This is a genomic window from Neisseria sp. CP9 (assembly GCF_047758525.1).
Taxonomy (GTDB): domain Bacteria; phylum Pseudomonadota; class Gammaproteobacteria; order Burkholderiales; family Neisseriaceae; genus Neisseria.
In genome coordinates this window covers 2,250,910-2,272,564 of the sequence record NZ_CP180502.1, presented here as the reverse complement: position 1 = coordinate 2,272,564, position 21,655 = coordinate 2,250,910, and the positions used below count along the sequence as shown (strand labels likewise).

Annotated in this window: 23 protein-coding genes; 2 read left to right on the top strand and 21 right to left on the bottom strand. The window is 53.2% G+C overall.

The features are described 5' to 3' along the window. Window positions 1–100 precede the first annotated feature (100 nt). The 20 genes from ACMYUL_RS10935 to ACMYUL_RS10840 form a co-directional block, all read right to left on the bottom strand. Complete coding sequence (locus tag ACMYUL_RS10935) at window positions 101–823, bottom strand: tail assembly protein (RefSeq protein WP_070857234.1); 723 nt, start codon at window positions 821–823, stop codon at window positions 101–103. Continuing rightward, window positions 820–1,575 (bottom strand): C40 family peptidase, encoded by a 756-nt coding sequence (locus ACMYUL_RS10930; RefSeq protein WP_415770513.1) that lies wholly within the window; start codon window positions 1,573–1,575, stop codon window positions 820–822. Before ACMYUL_RS10930 ends, ACMYUL_RS10935 begins: the two co-directional genes overlap by 4 nt. Further along, on the bottom strand, window positions 1,572–2,294 hold the full coding sequence (locus tag ACMYUL_RS10925) for a phage minor tail protein L (RefSeq protein WP_002217456.1): 723 nt from the start codon (window positions 2,292–2,294) through the stop codon (window positions 1,572–1,574). Before ACMYUL_RS10925 ends, ACMYUL_RS10930 begins: the two co-directional genes overlap by 4 nt. Next, window positions 2,291–2,623: a phage tail protein gene (locus tag ACMYUL_RS10920; protein WP_003757683.1), complete on the bottom strand. Its 333-nt coding sequence runs from the start codon at window positions 2,621–2,623 to the stop codon at window positions 2,291–2,293. Before ACMYUL_RS10920 ends, ACMYUL_RS10925 begins: the two co-directional genes overlap by 4 nt. Window positions 2,624–2,644: 21 nt before the next feature. Beyond that, a complete protein-coding gene (locus tag ACMYUL_RS10915; RefSeq protein ID WP_415770510.1) occupies window positions 2,645–5,842 on the bottom strand; it encodes a phage tail length tape measure family protein in 3,198 nt (1,065 codons plus the stop codon). Beyond that, a complete protein-coding gene (locus ACMYUL_RS10910; RefSeq protein WP_003757680.1) occupies window positions 5,835–6,107 on the bottom strand; it encodes a DUF1799 domain-containing protein in 273 nt (90 codons plus the stop codon). Before ACMYUL_RS10910 ends, ACMYUL_RS10915 begins: the two co-directional genes overlap by 8 nt. Before the next feature lie 47 nt (window positions 6,108–6,154). Then, entirely contained in the window at window positions 6,155–6,466 is a 312-nt protein-coding gene (locus ACMYUL_RS10905; RefSeq protein WP_003757678.1) for a phage tail assembly chaperone, read from the bottom strand. A gap of 63 nt (window positions 6,467–6,529) precedes the next feature. Beyond that, the gene (locus ACMYUL_RS10900) at window positions 6,530–7,171 is read right to left on the bottom strand and encodes a phage tail protein (protein WP_003757676.1); all 642 of its coding nucleotides are present in this window, start codon (window positions 7,169–7,171) and stop codon (window positions 6,530–6,532) included. 31 nt (window positions 7,172–7,202) lie between these two features. Then, the gene (locus tag ACMYUL_RS10895; protein ID WP_003757674.1) at window positions 7,203–7,622 is read right to left on the bottom strand and encodes a hypothetical protein; all 420 of its coding nucleotides are present in this window, start codon (window positions 7,620–7,622) and stop codon (window positions 7,203–7,205) included. Beyond that, window positions 7,603–7,905 carry a hypothetical protein gene (locus tag ACMYUL_RS10890; protein WP_415770507.1) on the bottom strand — a complete coding sequence of 101 codons (303 nt, stop codon included), beginning with the start codon at window positions 7,903–7,905 and terminating at the stop codon, window positions 7,603–7,605. The genes ACMYUL_RS10895 and ACMYUL_RS10890 overlap by 20 nt, the downstream gene beginning before the upstream one ends. After that, window positions 7,898–8,125 carry a hypothetical protein gene (locus ACMYUL_RS10885; RefSeq protein ID WP_049224990.1) on the bottom strand — a complete coding sequence of 76 codons (228 nt, stop codon included), beginning with the start codon at window positions 8,123–8,125 and terminating at the stop codon, window positions 7,898–7,900. The genes ACMYUL_RS10890 and ACMYUL_RS10885 overlap by 8 nt, the downstream gene beginning before the upstream one ends. A gap of 57 nt (window positions 8,126–8,182) precedes the next feature. Next, window positions 8,183–10,075: a phage major capsid protein gene (locus ACMYUL_RS10880; RefSeq protein WP_415770505.1), complete on the bottom strand. Its 1,893-nt coding sequence runs from the start codon at window positions 10,073–10,075 to the stop codon at window positions 8,183–8,185. Further along, the gene (locus ACMYUL_RS10875; RefSeq protein WP_415770503.1) at window positions 10,056–11,618 is read right to left on the bottom strand and encodes a phage portal protein; all 1,563 of its coding nucleotides are present in this window, start codon (window positions 11,616–11,618) and stop codon (window positions 10,056–10,058) included. Before ACMYUL_RS10875 ends, ACMYUL_RS10880 begins: the two co-directional genes overlap by 20 nt. Window positions 11,619–11,626: 8 nt before the next feature. After that, entirely contained in the window at window positions 11,627–11,881 is a 255-nt protein-coding gene (locus ACMYUL_RS10870) for a hypothetical protein (protein WP_070656639.1), read from the bottom strand. Between the two features lie 2 nt (window positions 11,882–11,883). Next, the gene (locus ACMYUL_RS10865; RefSeq protein ID WP_415770501.1) at window positions 11,884–12,090 is read right to left on the bottom strand and encodes a hypothetical protein; all 207 of its coding nucleotides are present in this window, start codon (window positions 12,088–12,090) and stop codon (window positions 11,884–11,886) included. A gap of 211 nt (window positions 12,091–12,301) precedes the next feature. After that, on the bottom strand, window positions 12,302–14,329 hold the full coding sequence (locus ACMYUL_RS10860; RefSeq protein ID WP_415770499.1) for a phage terminase large subunit family protein: 2,028 nt from the start codon (window positions 14,327–14,329) through the stop codon (window positions 12,302–12,304). Continuing rightward, entirely contained in the window at window positions 14,289–14,780 is a 492-nt protein-coding gene (locus ACMYUL_RS10855) for a terminase small subunit (protein ID WP_415770497.1), read from the bottom strand. Before ACMYUL_RS10855 ends, ACMYUL_RS10860 begins: the two co-directional genes overlap by 41 nt. A gap of 96 nt (window positions 14,781–14,876) precedes the next feature. Further along, a complete protein-coding gene (locus tag ACMYUL_RS10850; RefSeq protein ID WP_415770495.1) occupies window positions 14,877–15,539 on the bottom strand; it encodes a hypothetical protein in 663 nt (220 codons plus the stop codon). 189 nt (window positions 15,540–15,728) lie between these two features. After that, entirely contained in the window at window positions 15,729–16,109 is a 381-nt protein-coding gene (locus ACMYUL_RS10845; protein WP_049224640.1) for a hypothetical protein, read from the bottom strand. A 133-nt stretch (window positions 16,110–16,242) separates the two neighbouring features. Continuing rightward, a complete protein-coding gene (locus ACMYUL_RS10840; protein WP_415770493.1) occupies window positions 16,243–17,226 on the bottom strand; it encodes a phage antirepressor N-terminal domain-containing protein in 984 nt (327 codons plus the stop codon). A gap of 441 nt (window positions 17,227–17,667) precedes the next feature. On the opposite strand from ACMYUL_RS10840, the gene ACMYUL_RS10835 reads away from it, so the two are divergent. Both ACMYUL_RS10835 and ACMYUL_RS10830 read left to right on the top strand, forming a co-directional pair. Next, a complete protein-coding gene (locus ACMYUL_RS10835) occupies window positions 17,668–17,844 on the top strand; it encodes a type II toxin-antitoxin system HicA family toxin (RefSeq protein ID WP_009174526.1) in 177 nt (58 codons plus the stop codon). Between the two features lie 35 nt (window positions 17,845–17,879). Continuing rightward, window positions 17,880–18,296: a type II toxin-antitoxin system HicB family antitoxin gene (locus ACMYUL_RS10830; RefSeq protein ID WP_415770491.1), complete on the top strand. Its 417-nt coding sequence runs from the start codon at window positions 17,880–17,882 to the stop codon at window positions 18,294–18,296. 398 nt (window positions 18,297–18,694) lie between these two features. Here the strand turns inward: ACMYUL_RS10830 and ACMYUL_RS10825 are convergent, their stop codons facing one another. Further along, window positions 18,695–21,535 carry a DUF5906 domain-containing protein gene (locus tag ACMYUL_RS10825; RefSeq protein WP_415770489.1) on the bottom strand — a complete coding sequence of 947 codons (2,841 nt, stop codon included), beginning with the start codon at window positions 21,533–21,535 and terminating at the stop codon, window positions 18,695–18,697. Between the last annotated feature and the right edge of the window lie 120 nt (window positions 21,536–21,655).

Here is a 21,655-nt window from a genome sequence, read left to right as displayed (position 1 = left end):
GGTATTCAGAATACCGATCAAACCCCAAAAATACACAAACAAAAACAGACACGCCGCGAAGTTTGCCCCTTCGCGGCGTTTCGCTTTTTCAGACGACGTTTCAGCCCGAAAACGCCGCCTTATAATTGCGCGCCCGCACGCTGTCGTCTGAAAAGTCGGTACGGTATTTCTGCCCGTTCGGCGCGGTTGCTGCTACACCTTGAACGAATGTCTTGGACAAACCCAAATTCAACACCGCACCTGACGAAGCCGCCGTCGATGACGGTTCGATACGGCGGGACTGCACACCCTGCGATACAACACGGCTGCCGCAGTAGCAAAGCCCGTAAGCCAACGGCACAGGGCGACCCTGTGCCGCTGTATTGGCAAGGTTGGAAAAAGCAGAATTCTTACTCTCTTCCACCCCCTTGCCGCCGGCATTCAATTTGGGCTGCTTGGTCAACATTTGGGCTACACCGCCCGCCACCATGCCGATACCGACGGCGATAAGCTGCGTACCACCGGCCCAACTCGTAAACGCGCCGACTACAATCAAAACCGCTCCAATAACGGTTTGAATCAACCCACCATTTTTACCTGCACCCTGTACGTGCGGAACAATGTGCAATACACCGTCAGCAGGCCGTCTGAACACGCTACCTATCGTTTCTTCCGACTGGTCTTTACCGTCAAACCGCACCTGATACACCCCGTCCCGAATCCGCCGACGCAAGCCTTTGATTTGGGTAAACAGAGCGTGCAGGGCTTCGGCTGGCGTCTCGACGTGCAAAACAAAACGGCGGCCGTATTCGCGAAGGCCGCCGTACAGACAAACAGTAATCATGCTTGCTCCATATGGATAAAATCGTTCTCAAGTGCCTGCATCATGGCCGGCTCGAAATCGGGATGCCGCCAAACGCTGTGCGTAACATCCGCCCAATAGCGGGTATAAGGTACACGGCAGCTCAATTGATTGTAGGCATGGTGCAACATCCAGTCGTTGCCCAAATACAGGACGGCATGGGACGCATGCCCGCCCGTTGCCGTCAAGACCACATCACCGGCGCAAAGGCTGTCTGAAATACGGGAAAACCCGCAATTTTCCAAATGCTTTTCCAAAAAGTCCGCCGCCGCGTCCTCATCTATATCGCCACGCGGATGGTCGGGGAAAACCAGCCCCATCAACATGAAGGCATCACGCACCAGCGTGCCGCAATCCGTCTTGCCGTATTCGAAGACACGCCCGCGCAAATGCGGAACGGGGCGGAACAGTTTCAGACGACCTTGTGTAACCAATATCCAAGGCAAGCCCGTTTCGACCTGCATCTGTCTGTCCGCACCCGATAAAAACGGTTCGCCGCGCGGATGGGAATGCACGACTGCCACAATCTCGCCGACGTGTTCCGCCGCCATCCAGTCGTCAGCGGAAATCTCAAAGGTTTCATGCTGATTTTCGGCGCAATTGGACAAAGGCAGAAACTCATAGCCTTCATAACTGAAAACCAAAACCCCGCACATTTCAGACGGTACGGCTTCTTCAGCACATGCCAGCATTTCGCGCCGTACTTCTTCACTTAACAAATCCAAATCCATCATGTCGTTACCTTGTCGCTAGACGGGAAACCGCCGAACGGCAAAACTGCCGTCGCGCCAAACCGCGCCCTACATCCTGTCAGTGTTTTGCTGCATACGTCTTTGGACGCATCGTCCGTGGGCATATCGAAACGGTCGGCAACCGCACGCCCCGTATAACCGCACCCTTCGCCGCGATACTGCCAGCAGCAGGTATTTGCCAGCATAATACGGGCGGGAATGACCGAACCATCCGATTCGGACGGCGCGGCAAGTTCGAAGGTTGCCGTTTCTGCATTCAATGCCGTCATCCGTTCAACCAAATATTTGCCGACGACTTCCTGCATCGGGTCTGCGGTCGGATTGCGCCCGGACTGGAAATTGACCGCATCTAAAAACTTGGCATAGGTTTGGCGGCGCACAACCAGCACGCCGACGAGCTGACCGAACTGATCCGCCGCGCCCGTAATCAAACCCAAGAGATTCGATACCGTCAGCGTCGGACGGTTGCCCGCGCCTTGCGAAGTTGATTCAAAGCCGTCAGCCTTAATCGGATAAGGCTCATATGCCTGTCCCTGCCAGACAACCGCCGTACCCCGCTCATTGACCTGATTGCAGAAATAGAAAACCCGACCGCCCAGCGGCCGCAAGTCCACTTGCCACAAATCGACCAAAACATCCTGCTGCGCGGCAGACAAGGCTTGCAGCATCACGCCCGACATGGCCTTTATACGCGGATTCATGAAAACACCTCCTCAAACGTACAGCTCAATTCGTAGGCTTTGCCACCCTTCGCCGTTTCCTGATATTCCGATACCTTGACCAATACAGGCACGCCGTCGGGCGGTCTCCAATTAAACGGCTCAACACCGCGCCGGGCATCAAAAAAGGCTTTGATTTCTGCCATCAAAGCCTTTTGTCCGACTATCTTGATCTCCCAGCTTCGCAGCTTCGGTTTCAAAGATTTAGGCTGCCGTTGCTCGTAGCCGTCGCCAAAGCGGACGGAACGGACATCGAATTTATGTACAGCCTTATTGTCCGAAGCAACGCGCCATCGGAATGTTTCAGTCATGATCGGTTCCTTTCAGACGACCTATTTATGGTAAGTACCGTTTTCACGGTACACATTCTTGACATACCACTGTTCCACCATGCCCGGTATGGCGGCGGCAAGATGCTTCGCCATCTCCGTATCGGCACTGCTATCCGATTCGGTGCTACCGTCCCGATTTATAGTGATGTTGACCTGCATGCCTCCAGCCCCGGCCGGACGGACTCCGGTCAAAACAGACGGCAGTCCTACTGCGCCGCCGCCGGCATAACCATTCAACCGCAGCCGCTCAACAGCCGCAACGCCGCCGTGATTACGTACATCCCGCTGGGAAAATACGACTTCGCCCTTGTGGACAATGCCGGCAGGCTCATACTTCCCGCCGTAGCCAGTATAACCACCGCCGGAAAACAACGCGTCAAACTGCGTACTCCCGCCGCCGACAATACCGCCGTCGGCATAACCCAACGCCGACTTCATTGCATTGACAATCGCCATTTTAATCAGCATTTTTGACAAATCCTGCAAAATGGAAACAGTCAGGCTTCGAAAATCAAGTTTGCCTGTGGCAACAAAGTCTGCCAGCGCATCCCCCATTTTGTCGAAGGTTTGTACGGTGGCATTTTCCATCGCCTGCCTCATTGTTCCGAATGAATCGATGTAGCTTTTCAAGCCGGACTCGATACCGCCGCGCCAATCATTGTCGCTGTCTGCACGCGCCTTCTGCATTTGAGAAAGATTGCTCATCCCTTCCGCCTTGCCGCGCTCCAATAAATCGATACTTTCCAACGGCGCACCTTCTTCACGGGCTTTCGCTATCTGTCTGTCCCACAGTCTCGCCAGCGTCAGTTTCTCGATTTCTTCACGGGTTTTGCCGATAAGCGAAATTTCAAACAGCCTGTCATCCAATTTTTCTTTCGAATCGTCGGTCATTTGCTTCACTATGTCGGAATATTTTTTGGAAGCAGCCGTCAAACTATCCTGCGCATCGACCTGTTCGGCAAGCGCCCGCGCAGCAGCCTGCTGCTCCTTCGTCCAATCGCCGAAAGTTGGGTCGGCAAGCAGCTTCAACTGCTCCCCTACGGCACGGTTGGCATTCAAGATTTGCAAAGCCTTCTTCGCCTCGGCCTCGGCATGACGGCGGTTAAAATCCTCCCTCCATTTTTCGTAGCCGGAAGACGGTATATCGACGAAATCACGGCGAGGATCATGACTTATTTCACCTTTACCGCCACTAAGCCAATTCATGCGTGCCATTACTTCAGGAGCGTATTTTCTGCCGATAGGGCCGATACGGCCTTTATCTACATTCCCTTCGCCGCTATGATAAGCAGTCAACGCTTTGACAATATTGTTGTCATACCGTTTCAGCAAATCCCGCAAATAACGAGCCGCCCCATCAGCAGAAGATGCAACACTACGAACATCAACACCGTACTGCTTCGCCGTACCAGGCATAAACTGCATCGTACCGCGCGCGCCAACTGGTGAAATCGCATTCACATTTCCGCGCGACTCCTGCATCGACACTGCAGCCAGCAGGTTTCTAGGTAATCCGTAGCGTTTTTCTAGACCTCCATAATCAAACCGTGCTGCCTGACTAAGTACGGTTTGATTAACAGTAAACTTCTCTTTCTCAATTTTGTTTTTTTTAGGCCCGCCGTGTTTTTTCTCGGCAAAACTTTCATTAATCAGCTTGGCATTTGCCGCGTGCTTATTAATGATTTCTTGCCGCTTTTTCGCGTCAGTGATGCCGTCTAACGCCTTTTTCCGTGCTTCGTCGTTTTTCAGCAGCTCGCGTTGCCGTTGCTGCTCTCGAGTGGCATAACGTTCCGAAACAGCCTCCAACTCTGCTATACCTTCGGTTCGGTTTTGGTTCTGCTCCTGTTTCTGCCGCAAAGCTTCAGCAGCGGCTGCCTCCTTGTCGATTTCGGCACGCAACCGAGCACGCCGCGCATAGGCTTCCTGCAACTTACGCTCGCCCTCTTCACCCCAAAACAATTGCGTAACCGGATGTTTCTTGTTGGTTTCGATTTGGGAAATAAACGAATCCAGCGCGGCGATTTCATCCAGCTTGGTCTTGTCCCGGCCTATGGATTTAACAGCATCCCATGCCTCCGACGCACTTTCTTTAATATCTTTCCACGCCCGCTCAATCAATCCAAGATTGCCCAGTACGCGTTTTGCCATATCTTCCGACTCTTCGGAAAATTTCCGTTGCACCAATGCAACCGCGTCCTGCTCCCGACCTTGTGCCTGCAAAGCCTTGACCTGCTCGTAAACATCGGCAGTCATTGTTCGGTAGGTGGCTGATAGGGACACCACGGCTTTCAGCGGGTCTTTGGCGATTTCAGTATATTTATCAACCAAATCGTCAATACTTTGTCCCGTTGCCTGCGACTGGAGGGTAATACTACGGGCGAACTGTTCGTAATTGTCCGCTGCAACCTTGCCGCTTGAGACCAAGGCCGTAATTGCAGCACGCGCATCAGCATAGCCGCCCGTCGCTGCCCCGACCGAAACAGCGATTTCCTGCATCCTGTCTGCAGTAATCCCTGCTGCATCTCCGGCAAGTATCAAGGCTTTACGGTATTCGCGCGATTCCTCTGCACCCTGATACATCGCATAACCCAATGCCGCAATGCCGCCGCCCAACCCCGCAACAGCAAGGCGCATAGGGGAAATGACCGTGGCCAGCCCCTTAAGCATACCGCCGAAGCCGCCATACATATCACGCAACTGCCCACCCTGTTGCATCATGATCAGAAACGGGCTTTGCCCGCCTGCAAGCTGGGTAACGATGTCGGTAATTTGTGCCGGGGTTTGCCGCAATGCGTTATTGAACTGCTTGACAGACTGTGTAGCGCGATTGGTCTGCGTATTATGCCTGTCCAATTGGGACAGTAGCGGATTAAGCCGTGCAATATCGATACCGCGCTGGCGCGCAAGCTCTTCGTAATACTCTCGGTTTGCCTTACCGCCTGCAATCTTAACGGCTATATCGCGGCGGATGGCATTCTCCAGAGAAGCCAAAGACCGTTCCGTCCGCTTCGATGCCGCCGACACTACCGTCGACGATTTCTCTGCGCCGTCGCCACTATGTACCAATCCGTCAGAAATACGCCGCCCCTGGGAAGATGCCACGTCCCCCAAAGACTTAATGGACTGTTTTGCCTTTTCTACGCCGCTGACGACACCGCCTGTTTCGGCGGTAATATAAATCTTGGTTTCGTTATTCATGTTCGCCTGCCCACATTGACAACACTTCAAGCTCCATCATGCGGACTTTCTCCAACAGTGTTTTCCGTTTCTTCGGCTTGATATTGCCGCATTCCATAACCGCTGCGACGGCGGAATAATCCAACCCCGTCGCACCCGACATTCCGATACGCCACTGCGTCGATACTGCAATAAACAGTTGCACCGCCTGCCAGTTGCACGGCCATACGCCAAAAGTGGTCTCCTCTTCTGAAAAATCGTCCGCCGAAAATCCGAATACATTCAATTCCGCCGCGTCAGGCTGCTTCTCATAAAGCGCACGCGCGGCGGCAATCAGTTTCCCTCGCGGGCATTGAAGACTTCCTCAACATAGCCGTTGACGACGGCAAACACCGCCATCGGATAGCTATCCAGCAGGATTTCGACATTCTGCCGGTCGAATGCTTCTTCCAAATCCCAGCCTTGAACACAATCCAAGACGGTATCTGCCGTCCAGCCGTCTTTATGCTTTTCGGTAAATTCTTTCATCGCCTTGCGGCCGCGCGCCTTAAATTCAAATTCGACGTCCGCAGGCTCTGCACCGGGAACAGGGATTTTCACGGTATGTCGGAAAGTTGCATCAGGCTTCAAAGTAAGTTTTGCCATTTCAATACTCCAAATAAATAAGGTTGCCCGAGCAACTCGGACAACCTTGATATGCCGATAAAATCAATAACGGTTTACTTCGCCGGAAATGGCGTAGGACAACGTTACAGCCATTACTTGGTTACGAACCAATTCGGGGGTTTTATTCATGCTGGGATAACCGTTATAGCAAATCAGCCCACCACCTTTCAAAACCACTTTCAAAGGCCACTTGCCGCCTTTATCGCTGCATTTTGCAGCCGCCTTGTAGCCGGGCAACGAAGTATCGTCAGCGATCTTAATCGACATTGACATAGCTGATTTCGTGGACGGGATTTGCTGGTCAAAATCGTCCTCCAGAAAACCAAAATCTACATATTGCTGCTCGCCGCCACTGGTCGAAAATTCTACAATTTGCGAAACTTGCACCCAATCGGTAATTTTCTGAACAGCACCAATACCGCTGCCTGCCGGAAACTCATCTGCATTGGAAGTATCAATGCCGGTCAGCTTGAATGTATCGGTTTTGACATCGCCAATCTGGAAAACGCGTTCATTCAACTTTCCCCAGCCGCTTTTAAACAAAACCAAATCGCCGTTGGCAAACCCGTGTCCTGCTACCGTCAGGACGCATTCGGCAGCATTAGTTGCCACCGTAGCTTTTTTCTCCGCCGCCAAAGCGGTCGCAATGTGAACGGTCGCACCGTTCGGTAATTTCACTGCCATACTTTAACTCCAAATTAAAGGCAATCTGAAATCAGACTGCCGTATCAAAATAAATTGCCTGCCATCCTTGCTGATAATAGACGGTAACGGCTTCGCCGCTTTCGTCGGAATCGATATTCAGCAAATCAGGCACCAGATTTTCCAAATCACCAACACCCAAATCGGAATGTTCGGCAAACAACTGCCCAATCAAAGACAGCATCTCTTCCGCCAGTTCGTCCGCACCGGAAGCAGCCTGCACGCAAACCAACGTAACCAGCCGCACCGTATGCCGGTAGGTAGGCGGAAAATCAAACGTTTCCTGTTCTGTTCGGCGACTGTCAACGTACACCACAACACACGGCAACTGCGATTGCGCAGGCGCGAAACCACGCCCGGAATACACGCGCTGGAACTTCGTTTTCAGCACATCTGTCGCCGCATTGCGGATTTCAGTAAGTCGGCTTGTCATGTATCGCCCTCAATTGCACAACAACCATTCCGCAACCGTCAAAATCGGTTTCCGCCACCGCATAACGTTTGCCGCGCACGGTAACAACCACCGACTTCACGTCTTCCGGCAGGTCGTCTTCAGTAACGATGATTTGCGGGTCGGCATTGGCAACGGCAACACCAAACCCGCTATCCGTCATAAATTCACGGTCAAATATCGCGTTTACCTCTTTACCGCCAATCATCACGGTTTCACCGAAATCAGCAGGATTGGTAAACACGTTCAGCGGCTCGTTAAACACTGCCGTCCTCACCGCCCTCACCGGATGCGTTACCGCTATCTTCAGCTTCGCCGCCATCGGCAACAGGGGATTCGGCCTCTTTGGCAGGCGCTTCTACCGCCCAACCTTCGCGGATATAGACAGCCGCCGCAGATTCGTCCACCGAATATTTTTTCCCTGCGGCAAACGTCTGTTCACCATCGAAAAAACTACGGGTCGGGATAATTTTGATTTTTGCCATTTTTAATACCTCAATCAATAAGGTCGTCTGAAATGCAGACGACCTTGGGTTTCACAATCAAGCAGCCACGATGTCTTTAATGGCTGCAAAGGATTCGACATGACGGACGGCAATATCCACATCTTGCAACGTGGTGATGCGTACCGCGCCCGCAGTAGACTTGGTGTACGGATCAACAATCACATCCAAAACGCCCCAGTGCGCAATCATCAGATCAGACCAGTTACCAAAAATCAGCGGGCTGCATTTGTTGGCCGCCGTGCCTTTGGTCAGGTTGGACGGAATTTGGTTTGATACCGCGCAACGGTAGCCGTTCAACGGCGTTGCGCCGTCCTGCCAGATGTAGCCGGACACGCCGTCGGCCTTCAGCTTGGTTTTCAGCAAACCGCGCACGCGGGCATTGGTGATGTAGGCCAAATCGCCGATGTCGGCATTGGCGGCGGCAATGGCACTTTCCAAAGCGACGATATGCTTCCATTCGGGCGCACCGCCGTTCGCACCGATTTCCACCGCGCCGATGCCGGCAGTGTTCAGGATGCCGGTCGGTTCGTTGCCGGTACCTTTGCCGTTGATGGCCGCCAAGTCGATACCCAGCATCATCGCTTTCAACAATTCGCTGCGGGCGAACTGTTCGGCAGACAGCGAGGATTGCAAAATGAATTTGCGGCTCAATTCGGTATTGGCGGTAACGGTTTTCGGTTTCAGGCTCATTTGTCCGAAAGTGGCGTTCGATTCGGTCGCACTGCCGTTTTCATCCACCCATTGAACGGTGTTTCCGGTCAGGTGTTTCGGAATGGTGATGTCGCCGACCAAGCCGTCCAGTACGGTGGCGCCCAACTGGGCAACGGCAAGTCGGTTGCGCAGCAGTTCGATGAACAAGTCTTCGCGGAAGTCGTTTTCGATGACGTTGCCGCCGTTTGCCGCATTGCCTTTGCTGTAAGCGCGGGCAATCAAATCAGTCGGTACAAAGAAGCCTGCCGCTGCGCGACCATGTCGTTTTTCCAACTCTTCCGACACTTCGCGTTCCAAGCCCGCTTTGTCCCATTTGCCGGTTGCGGCGGCAGACATGGCGCGCAGAAGGGAAAATTCACGCTGTTCCTTATCCGTCATGCCGATTTCACCGGCGGTAACGGTCGGCTTCGTCTGCATGTTTGCCATGATAGCGGCGCGTAATTGGGCTTCACTGCCACCCTCTTTAATAACCTTTTCGACGGCTTCGATACCGCCGTGGGCGGCGTAACTGCGACCAATGGCCAACAGTTCGGAAACGCGGGCGCGTTCATTCTGCATACCGCGTTCGGCAGTGTTGTTGGTATCGGTTGCTGCGATGGCAGGGATTGCAGCAGCGGGAGTTTCCACCGCAGCGGGAATTTGATTTTTATCCATGTTTCGATTTCCTTTTTCAGGGGTTGGGTTTACAGGGTTTTCAATAAATGGTTCCGCCGATCTGCCGACACCAACTGTCGGGTCGGCCGGAACGGTTACAAAGCTGATTTCATACGGCATCCAGCGGGTAACGATGTAACGGTAGTCCTCATCGTCTGCATCGGGATTGTCCAATACCATGTCTTCCACGCGGTAGCCGACGCTGATATGGCGTAGGATGCCGTCTTGCACGTCTTGGAATTTTTCCGCCGCTTTCGCACCGTTGCCAAAACGTACCAAGGCACGGCCGCGCTTGTCGGCATCAATCCAAGCACGTTCGATGACGCCGATTTGGTCGCTCCAGCCATGATTGAACAGCACCGCGCCACCGTCGTTCAGACGGCTCAAGTCAACGGCACCCGCCGCATGACTTAATACTTCTTCGCCGAACCAGCGTTCTACCGGCTCTTCGCTGGAAAACGCCACTTCGACCGTCCGTTTTTCAACATCAACACTTTCGCGCTGAAATACGGCAAAGCGGCTCATTTGCTGCATTTGCGCCTTATCAGGCTTCATTTTCTTCATTCGGGCTATCCTCCGATTCCGGTTCTGCCGCCGATGCGGCCGGTTTTACGTCGACAATGATTCCTTTTCCTGCCAACATCTGGTTTTCCTGTTCGATTTGGGTAATAACATCTTCAAAATCCAAACCCATTTCCGCGCAAATATCGCGGCGGGATTTGACCGTCAGCGCCACCGCCTCTTTATGCGCATTAATATCTTTCAGCGGGTCAACCCACGACCAGCGGCGCCCCTGCCAGTTGCAGGCCTTGAACTTGTCCAGCTTGCCGGCAGGCAGCGATTTGCCGGACGGCATCTTGATTGCGCCCATTAGCAACGCCGCCTCAATCCAGCGGTCGAATACGTCATACAAGAACGCTTCGGCAAACCAGTTTTGCAACGTCATCCATGTGTCGCGTTCCTCCAGCGTCCCGCTGCGGATACTGGAAAAGTTCACGCCCTCAAGGTCGTTCGCCAAACTGTGATAAGCCACGTTCAAACCGCTGGCGATACCGCGCAGGCTGGCTTTAACGAATGCGTCGTAATTGGCGTGCGGGTAATCCGGGTCGAACGGCGTAAAGTCGTAACCCTGCGGCAGTTCGTGAAATGTGCCCGGCTCGACCGAATCGATTAAATCGATGCTGCCGCGCCCGTTATCGACCTCTTGCCCGTCAATCGGCGGCATGAAGTTGTCGGCGTCTTCCGTCTGTTTGAAAAAGCCCATTTTCGATGCGCCGACACGGGCGGCGATAATGGCCGCTTCCTGATAGCCCGACAGGTTTTGCAGACCGATGATGGCCGAAGCCACCCACGGAAAGCCGCGCCGCTGCTCTGGGCGGTCGTGCAGGAAAATATGGCTGATTTGCTCCGCCGGCACCCGTTCGCGTAAATTGCCCGTATTCGTCTGTCCGTATGATTCGCCCGGATGCGCCGTACGCAACCAGTACGCCACAGGACGGGAATAGCTGTTTAACTCGACACCCATGCGCACGGCGGTGCGCCCGTTTTGCTGCGGAACGTTGTATCCCGTATCCAAACGGTCAATATCCAGCATCTGCAACGCATAGCCGTAATCATTATCAAACCCTGAAATATGACGAATCAGCACTTCGCCGTCCCGCGCCACGCTGCGAATCAGCAGCCGTTGCAGGTCGGTAAAAGACATCTGGCCGGTAACGTCGCACACCCCGCGCCGCGCCCAGCGGGAAAACGCTGCTTCGATGGCTTTGTTCGCCAAGGCATCGGGCTTGTCGGCGTTATCCAGCAAAACACGCATTTGCAGGGCAAAACCGTCGCGCCCGATAACGTTACTTTCGACCATGTTCAAAAACTTGCGCATGTAGTCGTTGTCGCGAGCAAGGCTGCGGGCGCGGGCGCGCAGGCGGTCAAGGTCTGACCGCGCCAAAGCGTCCGCCGACCAGTTTTGCGGCTGCCACGAAGCCAGCGACCCGACCGGACGCGCTCCGGCAAAGTTGCGGCGGGCTGTTTTCGGTGCGGCTTCCCGCCCGCCGAACAAACGCGCAAAAAAACCGCGCTTTTGCGGCGCGGCATTTGATTGTTTTGCCATAGCTCATCCTAAAATCGCGTGATGATACGGCCTGAACGGCGCGGAGAAATACCCGCCGCCGCTTCCAGCCGCTTGATTTCCTGCTGCCAGAACCGTATCTGCTTCAACAAATCGGCAAGGCTGGAAAATTCCATTTCGCGGTCTTTGATTTTGTACCGCTTGGTCATGCCCCTGCCTGCCGCATGTTCCTTGTAGGCTTTTCGAAGGCTGTTCAGAATTTCTCGCGCTTCTTCAAGCTCTACCGCATACTCATTACCGTTCATTTTCAGACGGCCTCTTTTGCATAAAATTTACTGACGCCTTGCTCAAAACGCTCTTCCACCAAGCCTTCCTCAATCAGCGTATCAATATCGCGGCGGGCAAAAATCCAGCCGCTCCACTTCTGCTTTCCATACACCTCATTGGCAACACCGGTCGATGTGCAACCCGGATGCGTCCGAATGTGTGATAGAACCTGTTCTTTTTCATTCATGGTTATAGCCGTATAAAGGCCGTCTGAAATCTGCTGTTCAGACGGCCTTTTTCTTGGTTTGCACTTAAAAGGCGGCCGCAAACCTTGGCCGCACCCTCTAACTTCGGGCAACGTCGTATCAAGCCCTAATCTGAAATGTAGCAGAAAAGCGTTTTCTGACGTCCGGTTGACGCTTAACCGGCTGGACAGCCATCTATTCAGACGGCCTGAATCAATAATTGGTAACAAAGTTACCGCCCTTACGGCGTCTGGTTGCCGCAAAACCGCTGCCGCTGTCCGCCTTCGTTTTTTCCTGCACCTTTTCGACGGGTTTTGGTTCGGCAAACAATTCCGACTGCAACAGCGCGTTTTCGTATAACGCCCATTTTGCCGCCGACATGGTATGCGTGCCGACCGAGCGGGCGGCATGCAGGGCATAGACTTCGCAGTCCAACGCCTCGTTTCGTACGCCGACTTTCTTCTGCCAAACCTTTTTGTGCTTGTTCATGCGGCTGGGTACTTTGACTTCGCTCAACAACTGGCCGCAGTAATCGGCGCGGACATCTTTGTAAAAGTGCATCCGCCCTGCCCCGCTTCCTTCCAGATTGATTCGAGCGTGCTCGTCTATCAGCAAGTCTTTCGCCCGCGATACGCCGACGCTGTACACCTGCACGCCGAATTTGTCGGCCTTGGTGTTTTTGTGCTTCAAGTCAATCGCCCGCGCCCGACTGAAAATCTCTTTATCGGGGTTGGTGCTGCCCTTGACCGCCATCACATTCACCGCTTTCACGCCGCGGCAGCCGCGCACAAAGTGATACACCGCGTCGGAGGTATTGCCGTCCGAACTGTCTATCGATACCGCCGCGATTTTCATTCCCGCGCCGGTTTCGTGTTTGTAGGCCGTCTGAAAAATCATCTCGGCCAGTTTGCGCCACACGTCGGATTTGACGTCCACCGTGTTGCCGTGGATTTCGCCCCACCAAACCAGCCAGCTTTCCTCGCCGCGCCCCCATGCGCGGATGATGACGGCCAGCCGGTCATGTTGCACGTCCACGCCCATAGTCAGAATCAGACCGCCGCGCGGAACGGTGTTTTCGGCGTAGTCTTCGCCGCGTTCTGCCAGGTCGTCTTCCTTCACGCCGTCATTGGTCATTTCGAACGGGATTCCGATGGACGAATTGACGAAGGCAATCATCGGCGATATATCGCCGTTGTCCGCTTCGTATTGCGCGGTCAACCATTTTTTCATCAGTTCGGAAAACACACTGCCGGGGAACGGGCTGTATAGCTCGTTCAGGTAAAAACCTGCCGTGCCGTGAAAAGGCGCGGTCGCCTGCCACCAACCGCGACGCACATTACGGTTTTTCTGCATGTCGTTCCACACCGCGCCGCAGTTCGGACAGGTGTAATGCGCCGTTTCCGGCAGCTTTTTGCCGAAAACGGGATGGTTGCCGTTCGGGTCTTCGTCGCAGGAAAGGTAATCGAAGCTCAACACATGGGCTTCGCCGCATTCGTGGCACGGCACCATGCCGACACGCTTATCCGACAACTCCATTTCGGCGGCGATTGTCGAGACGCCCGCAATAGTCGGCGTGCCGCCTAATACGATTTTCGGGCGGCGGTAGGTTTTGGTTCGCTCCTTCGCCAGCTTGATACTGTCGCCCTGACCCCGCAGGTTCAGGTTACAGTCGTCCGGCTCTTCCACACACACAATCGGCACCGGCGACGATTTCACACTGGCGGGGCTGTTACTGCCCACCAGCTTCAGAAAACCGCCGGGGAATTTTTTGAATAACTGCCGCTGCCCTTGTGCGCGGATACGGGTATCGACTTTCTCGCGCAAGGCGGGCGTCGCTTCGACCATCGGAACGAATTTTTCGTCCATGTACTCTTTAGCCGCCCCCTCTTTCGGGAACAGAACCAATATCGGACTGGGTTCGGCATCGATGGATTTGCCCAAAAAGTTACCCAGCACACCCGAAGTCCACGCCACTTGCGCCGATTTCTGGCAAACAACCACTTGCACGGACGGGTCGTCCAGCGCATCAAGCGGGCTGTTTTCCCATGCCAGATACGGTGTTACGTCCAAAACGTATTTGCCCGGTCGGGCGGCCTCTATGCTGGAAAGATAGCGGTACTTGTTCGCCCAGTCGCGGGTTTTAATCTTGCGCGGCGGTGCCCATTTCCGGCACGCCTGCCGCAACACCCGCGCCACTGTTTCAGCCATCCGCGCCTGCATGGTTGCGGCTGTCATCTCCATCGTTTTCTGCTCCGTAATTCGATAATTTTTCCAACGCCCTGTTGATGTACGCCGCAATGGTATCAGGGTCTATTTCCACGCCCGACGTCGCCGTCAGTTCAGCCGCCAACTGCTCGGGCATCGTTAAAAATTCCGTCCGCGCCGCTAAAACATGGTCGCCCCATGCGCGCTCAAACATCTCGGCCGGCGCAAGCTGTCCTAATTTTTCGTCCCGCTCTAGTTCAGCCAATTCAGCCTTCACCCTATCCAGCCGATCGCGCGGCTTTTCCTTGTTCAGCCGTTCCAGCTCCCGCTGAAACATCCAGCGGATAACCGCAACGGTATCGTATTCATTTGCCTGACCACGGTTGTCGGCATAACTGGCAACAGGCAATCCTTCTTTTTGCCATTCAGTCAGCGACCGTTCGGATATGCCGATAATTTCGGCAAGTTCTTTTTTATTTACTATCACAATACATGACTCCAAAGGAAGGAAGCTAAGACAACCTGTCGCTTAACAGAAATCGCGGCTCGAATTACCCGCGTGGCTGAAAGTCCAGGAAGTACCTTATCGGGCTGTGGCGAATGCTTTTTCAAGTTCTTCGGCAAAGACTGCTTGCTGATTACTGACGACAGCTTGTTCAGCAACCTCAAAATACCGGAGACGTTTTTCATACTGTGCCGCTGACACATACACAACCAAGGCTTTTACTTTTCTTTTTTGTCGTTTATAAATTCCCGGAGACAGTTTGCCGCGTCGTTTAAGCAGGGCGAAATGCGTACCGTCGTTCAATCCGCGCACCATTGCCCGAAACGCAGCCAGCGTGATATTGCCGAAACGGTCAAGCCTTACCGCATCTGACGGCACAATCCGATACCCCGCGGGCATCAATCCCCGCGAAACCAGAAACGCCTCGATACCTTTCGCCCGACGGCTTCCACCATAAATTTGCGCCGTCAGATATTTGCCTGCGCTTCTATCCTTTGCACCGTCCTTGAAATCGACCACGGCGGTCAATTCCTCCTTGGTCGCATACTGTCTGACAAACAGACTGTTCAACGTCCACGGCTTCGGGTTGAAGAACGAATCCCTCATTTCATCTTGCAGATTGCCGATTGCCTGTGCAGCAAGTTTATTCACCGCATTTTTAGCGGCAAACGGGACTTGTCGGCGTTGGACATCATCCAAGCGTGCGACCATTTTGCTGACATCGACACGAATTGCCGGCATGACATCTCCAAAAAGAAAGGTCGTCTGAAATTCAGACGACCTTTAATAACAGATAAGGATTCAACGTTTCAACACACAGGACGACACATAAAGCGTCGCCCTGAAAAAAAACGCGGCATCGCACCTGAACGCACGAAACCGCAGTTTTCCATAATTTAAACATTCCAGTCTCAAGATTGCAAGCCTTTTTTAACGGCCGTTTAACAGCCTGCCCACCTCACCGTCCCTCAAACGCACAGCCAGCATAGCTTCAGCGTCCGAAAGATAGCGGTAGAACGAAGCCCCGCTGCACCCGCACTCCTTGACTTTCGCACTACGGGTAGCGAATCCGCCCGAATACTGTACCTTAAGCACCTCTTGATGGAAGCGCGGCAAACCCATCACCACCCTGTCCACCGCAGAAAACACCGAATCCGCGTCCACCCCATAAGGCAGCAACGGACGCGTTCCGCCCGTATTCGCATCGCCTGCCATTGCACGGTTTGCCGCACTGGATGCATAACCCAGTCCGTTATCATCCCGAACCGAACGCCAAAAGCCCCAACGGGCAAGCAAATCATCAATAGTCATTTATCAGTCGATTTCTTCGCGCACCGACCATCCCTAGCCCCGTCGGAGTCCGCAGGGCTTTAATTTTTAAGCGCATATTATAACAAAAAATGCTGTCTGAAACCCATCAGACGGCATAATCAGACAGCAAAAATCAGCAGCAGGACAGCTCCATCACCGTATTTTTCAGGCGCGCCAATTCAAGCATCGCACATTTGAAATCCTCGTCCGTCAAATTTTGGTTTTCATTGGAGAACATAAAGTTTTCGTAGGCGTCGCTGACTACCCTGGACAGGTTGATGATTTCGTTTGCCGCCGCGCATTCCGCCAGCCCGATTTCCGACGTATCGCCGTCGTATGTCAGCAGGCGGGCGATAGCGGATTTGTGGCTTTCCGCAATCTCGCGTTTTCTGCATTGGGCATCGCTTGAATCGGCAGGCTTCTTAGGAGCAGCAGACTGATTTTCTTCCGGCGCGGGCAGTGCATCGCAGTTCAAATCATATCGCGCCTCATCAATCAGGCGGCGCACTTCAGGGCTGCGGTCGATAACCATTTTCGGAATATCCTCAATGATACGGCGGATGACCAACGACATTTTCCAGAAGTTCAGACTGATGACCCGCTTGCCCGTTTTCCCGTGGCTGTAATCGCGGAACGTATCCGGGTGCATCACACCGTTATCATGCAGCGCAGACTCGATGGTGAAGAATATTTTCTGCATCTCATGGCGCGCATCCTCCTCTTTGATGCGGAACGGATCGGGAATCGCGGGGACGGTAAGCTGTTCGCGCGGGCGGTTGAAATGCGCGTTCAGGACATCGAAGCATTCACGCTGATAAGTCAGCAGCCGTTCGCGGATTTCCGGTTTCACACGGTTCGCGTCCACACCAAACAGCCAGCCGTTGAGATAGCTGATAGGCAGGCAGTTGGTTTCATATGGTTTGCCGTCGGCGGCAGGTACCGTCATCATGACGGTGGCTGATTTCAAAATTTCGTTGCGTTGGATTTTTTTCCGTTGAGATTCCCAATCTAAGCCGATGTTCTCGACAATCGGTTTCATCGCGACATAGTGGGTGTTGTTTTGGGTAAAAACGGGAACGGTTTGACCGTGAAATTGAATGTTTTGAACTTGGTTCATGATGATTTCCTTGTTGAAGTTTCTTAAATGCCCGAATTGGGCGGACGCGCGGTTAAGAACCCTCAACAAGATGGGCGGACTTATTCCCCGAAAACGGGTCTTGTATTCGTCGCCCACGCGTCCATAAGAAACATTGGTTATTTGGGGTATCGAAACAAACAACCAGAATAGAAACCTATGAAACAAAATATCGCCTTAACGGTGCGATAGCCGCTTGTTGGTGGTTCTTACGCCACGAACCGAACTTTAACTAAAAGCCGCCGCGCAGTCAAGGGGAATTTTCAGACGGCATGAAAAAAGCCCGACGAATCGGGCTTCAGACGACCCGTTTATTTGCCCCGCCCCTGCGTATATTTACACAAAAATGTTTAAAAAAATACTTGCTATTTAAACATTTTTGTTTATAATACACCTATCCGAACAACAGGAGCAGGCGATGAGATGAAGCAGAGCGAATTTTTAAAATGGCTGATGGCACAAGGCGTTGAAACCAAAGACGGCACCCGGCACATCAAGCTGTATTACAAGGGCAAGCAGTCGCATCTGCCCCGCCACCCGTCCAAAGAGCTGAAAACGGGCTTGGTCGAAGGAATCAAAAAACAGCTCGGTTTGAAATAAGGGCAAGCCCGCAAGGGCTTGCAGAAAGGTGAAGTATGTACTATCCCGCAAAATTTACCCCCGCCGAAGAAGGCGGCTATGTCGTTACCTTCCGCGATATTCCCGAAGCCATTACGCAGGGCGACGACATGACCGAAGCGGTCGAAATGGCGGAAGACGTGTTGCAGTCCGCAATGGATTTCTATTTTGAAGACCAACGCCCCGCACCCTTGCCGTCCACCCCCGAAGAAGGCGAACGCTTGGTCGCACTGCCCTTGTCCGTCTACTCGAAAGTATTGCTGCTCAATGAAATGCTGGCGCAGGATGTCAGCAAATCTGAACTGGCAAGACGTCTGGAAACCACGCCGCAAGAGGTTCAGCGGATTACCGGCTTGCACCATGCAACCAAAATCGATACAGTCGTCCGCGCTTTGGCGCAACTGGGCAAACAGCTTGAAATCCGCCTTGCCTGACCCACGCAACGCCTGCCCATGCCGTCTGAACAATGTTCCAGACGGCTTTTTTATCGGCAATTAAGCAGGAAATTTAAAAAAACCTTAAAAATCAAAGTTTAGACAGGGCTGGACGGGGTAGGACAACTTTTAAAACACCTTTTTTCCCTTTAAAATCATCGTTTAGACCGTTTGGACATACTTTTTTATAAAAATCCGCGTATAAGAAGAAAAAAATAAAAACAAAATATGACAAGGTGTATAAAAAAGAAAAAATAAAAGCGCGAAGATAATGTATATCTTCGCGCGTATGGGATAACTACCCTGTCCAAACCGTCCAAACGGTCTAAACGATGTTTTTAAAGGGATTTTTTCCGACTCTTACCCCGTCCAAACGGTGTCCAACCCCGTCCAAACGCCTAAAACCGGTCAGAATCCGAGGCAAGGGCAAATGCTTCTATCTGCCTGCCGTAATAATCTGCCTTGGAAACCGACCCGTCAGAACCACGTTCTGTCTTGTCGGTATTCGGCGGCGGAAACTTCTCCTGATTGTCGGGCGACAGCCACGAATGCGGTATGGCGAAAAACCGTACTTTTTTCGGCTGTCCGTGGATTGTAACCGTGCTTCGCAAATCCGCCAAGCGTTTTGCCATATTTGCATAAAAATTCTTCTGCTGCATATGGAAAGTCTTGGTATCTATGCACCATTTCTTGTATGCCGACCACAAATCGCCTGCCGCGCAGGAGATGAAAGGCAAGCCCAAATCGCCGCGCCACCAGTCGTCCAGAAACGCTTCCCAAGAAGGCTTGTTCAGGTTGATCATCCGCCGTTTGATTTCTGTCGTCAGCGGTTTGGTATGCGGCGTAAACACCCGCCGCGTATCACCGTCCGAATACATCAGCGGCAGTGCATAGAGAAACCGCGCGAATTCGTCCACTCCGCCGTTGTCGATTTCCGTCTGCAATGCCTCGTATTGCGCGTCCGAATACTTGCGGTTGCACGACAAGACCATAAACCGCCTGTCGTTGCTTTCGATGGGGATAGACCGCTCGTCGTTCGAAAAAATGATAAAAGAATTGAAGTCGTTGTGTTTTTCCGCATCGCGCCCTTTGCGCTCCACCATAATCACATCCGACGTAATCATGTTTTTCAGTTTGCCGATGACATTCAGCCGCTCGTCCGACGGACTGATTTCCTCGAATATCGTAACCAGTGCAAACAACAGCGACGCATTGAAGCGTGATTCCAGCGCGTTTTGGTCGAGTTGGCGCAGATACTCGCCGAAAAGCTCTTTGACGACCTTCTCGCCAAACGTCGATTTGCCCACTCCCTGCGTTTCGGAGATAAACACCAATGCCGTAGCAGGCTTTTCGGCTGGTCGTCTGAAACGGCAGGCAAGCCAGTTTAGAACCCATTCCGTGCAAGCCTCGCTCAAATTGCCGTTGCCCGAACACAAATGCCGTACCAGCCCGATAATGTTTGCACATTTCGGAAAATGTTTTTCCAATTCAGCCAGCGGCGTTTCCGGCGCGAACGGCTTTTCAGGCGCTTCGGCCTTTTTCGGCAAGCCCTTGAACGCATTGATATGGCTTAATTTCTCGTTTTTATACACCACACCTTGCGGCATATCCGGCTCAAACACATAATTACTCATCGGACAGACGAGGCGAGCGGGCGACTTGCTCCAGTCGTCAAATTCTTCAGGCACGGCAGCCTTGACCGCCGCCAGCGACACGATGGCTTCCAACTGCCTGTCGTAGGCGTCCGTCGTCCCGTCCAGGTAGATATAGCGGGCAAGCGCGTTTTTAAAAACGGGGCTGACATCCGCCATCGCCTCCAATTTTTTCTGTTTGATTAAAATCCCCGCCTCAAGCTCCGATAGCTTGTTTCTATCGTGCAGATGAAACCAAGTCAGCACGGCAGGACGCGAAAACACTTTTTCCAACTGGCTTCGGCTGAAAGATTCCCCTGTTTCCAAGTTCAAAACCTTCTCTTTCAACCCGATTTGCGCGTAATTTTTCAACAATTCCGCCAAACGCGGATTTTCTCCGTCGTATTCCGCATCATCACCGTCCCCGCCGCCCCCTTTCGTTGCCGTGGGCGCATTTTGCGCCGCACGCTCCTTATCGGATAGGCGCGGGAAAGGCTGCCCGTCAATGTCGTCTGAAAACGGGAAAACCAGCGTATCCGCCATCATTTCACGCACCGTCGTCAGCGGCTCGGTATCCGAAATCACGTCTGCAATATCGTAGCCCGACGGCCACACGCCCGGATTCGGAATATTCACGATTTTGACCGTACAGCCCGACTCCTTGAGAACTTTGGCAATCCCCAGCGCCGCCTTCATGCCGGGCTGTCCGCGCCACGGCAGATACGGCATATCCGACGGCTTCACACCCGCCGCCTCATCCTTCTTCGACAGCTTTTCCCGCTGGGAATCGCAGTCAGGCCAAATCAGCACATTGCGCCCGGCAAGCGGCGACCAATCAGCCTTTTTCCAGCCGTTGCAACCGCCCAGCCAAGACACGGCAACCCAGCCCTTCAAATCAAAATACGCCTCTGCCGCCAGCTTGCACTTTTCGCCCTCGACAATCAAAACAGGCGTATCAGGTCTTTCCGCCAAAGCATCCAGCCCGAACAGCGGCTGTGGATCCTTAAGGCGGCGGCTTGTCCACTTCTCTACACCCTCGCTGTTTTTCGCCCACGCAAACGGCAAATCGGATTTCCCGCCGTCCTGGTCGATAAAGCGCTGCACAACGCAAAGCGGCTTGCCGTCCGTATCGCGGTACACTGCCCGCAAGCCTTCCGCCCGCTCATTTTTACAAAGACGGTAAACCTGACTGCCTTCCAGATATTTCAGACGGCCTTCATCAAACGGCGCAATAGGCTGCCAGCTTTCTCGTTTCGACTTGCCCGTTTTCGGCTCGCCGTCCCATTCCTTCCTTTCGACCGCTCCGAAATTGCCGATGCGCAGACGCTCGGCGACCGCTTTTAGCGCGTCCCCCTGCCGTCCGTTGCAGAAAAGATAGGCATAGAGGCTGACCAAATCGCCGCCTGCATCGTTCGTCGCATAATCCGCCCACGCGCCCGAATGCGTATTGACCGCAAAACTGCCAAGATGCTTATCCGCCCGCGTCGGATTCAGAGCGAAGAACTCATGCCCTTTATATTTGCCTGACGGAAGCCATTCCGCAAGCAGGTTGTCCACCGCATTCAAAGCCGCATCGGCAACCGTTTTAAAATCCAGTTTGTTTTCCATATCCGTTGTCCTGCACATTTTTTAGGCGTAAAAAAGGCCTGCCCCCCCTTGAGAGGGCAGGCTGAATCACTGATTGCGCGTTAATCAGTAATGGGGGGAAAAATGAGAAATCCGTACCAA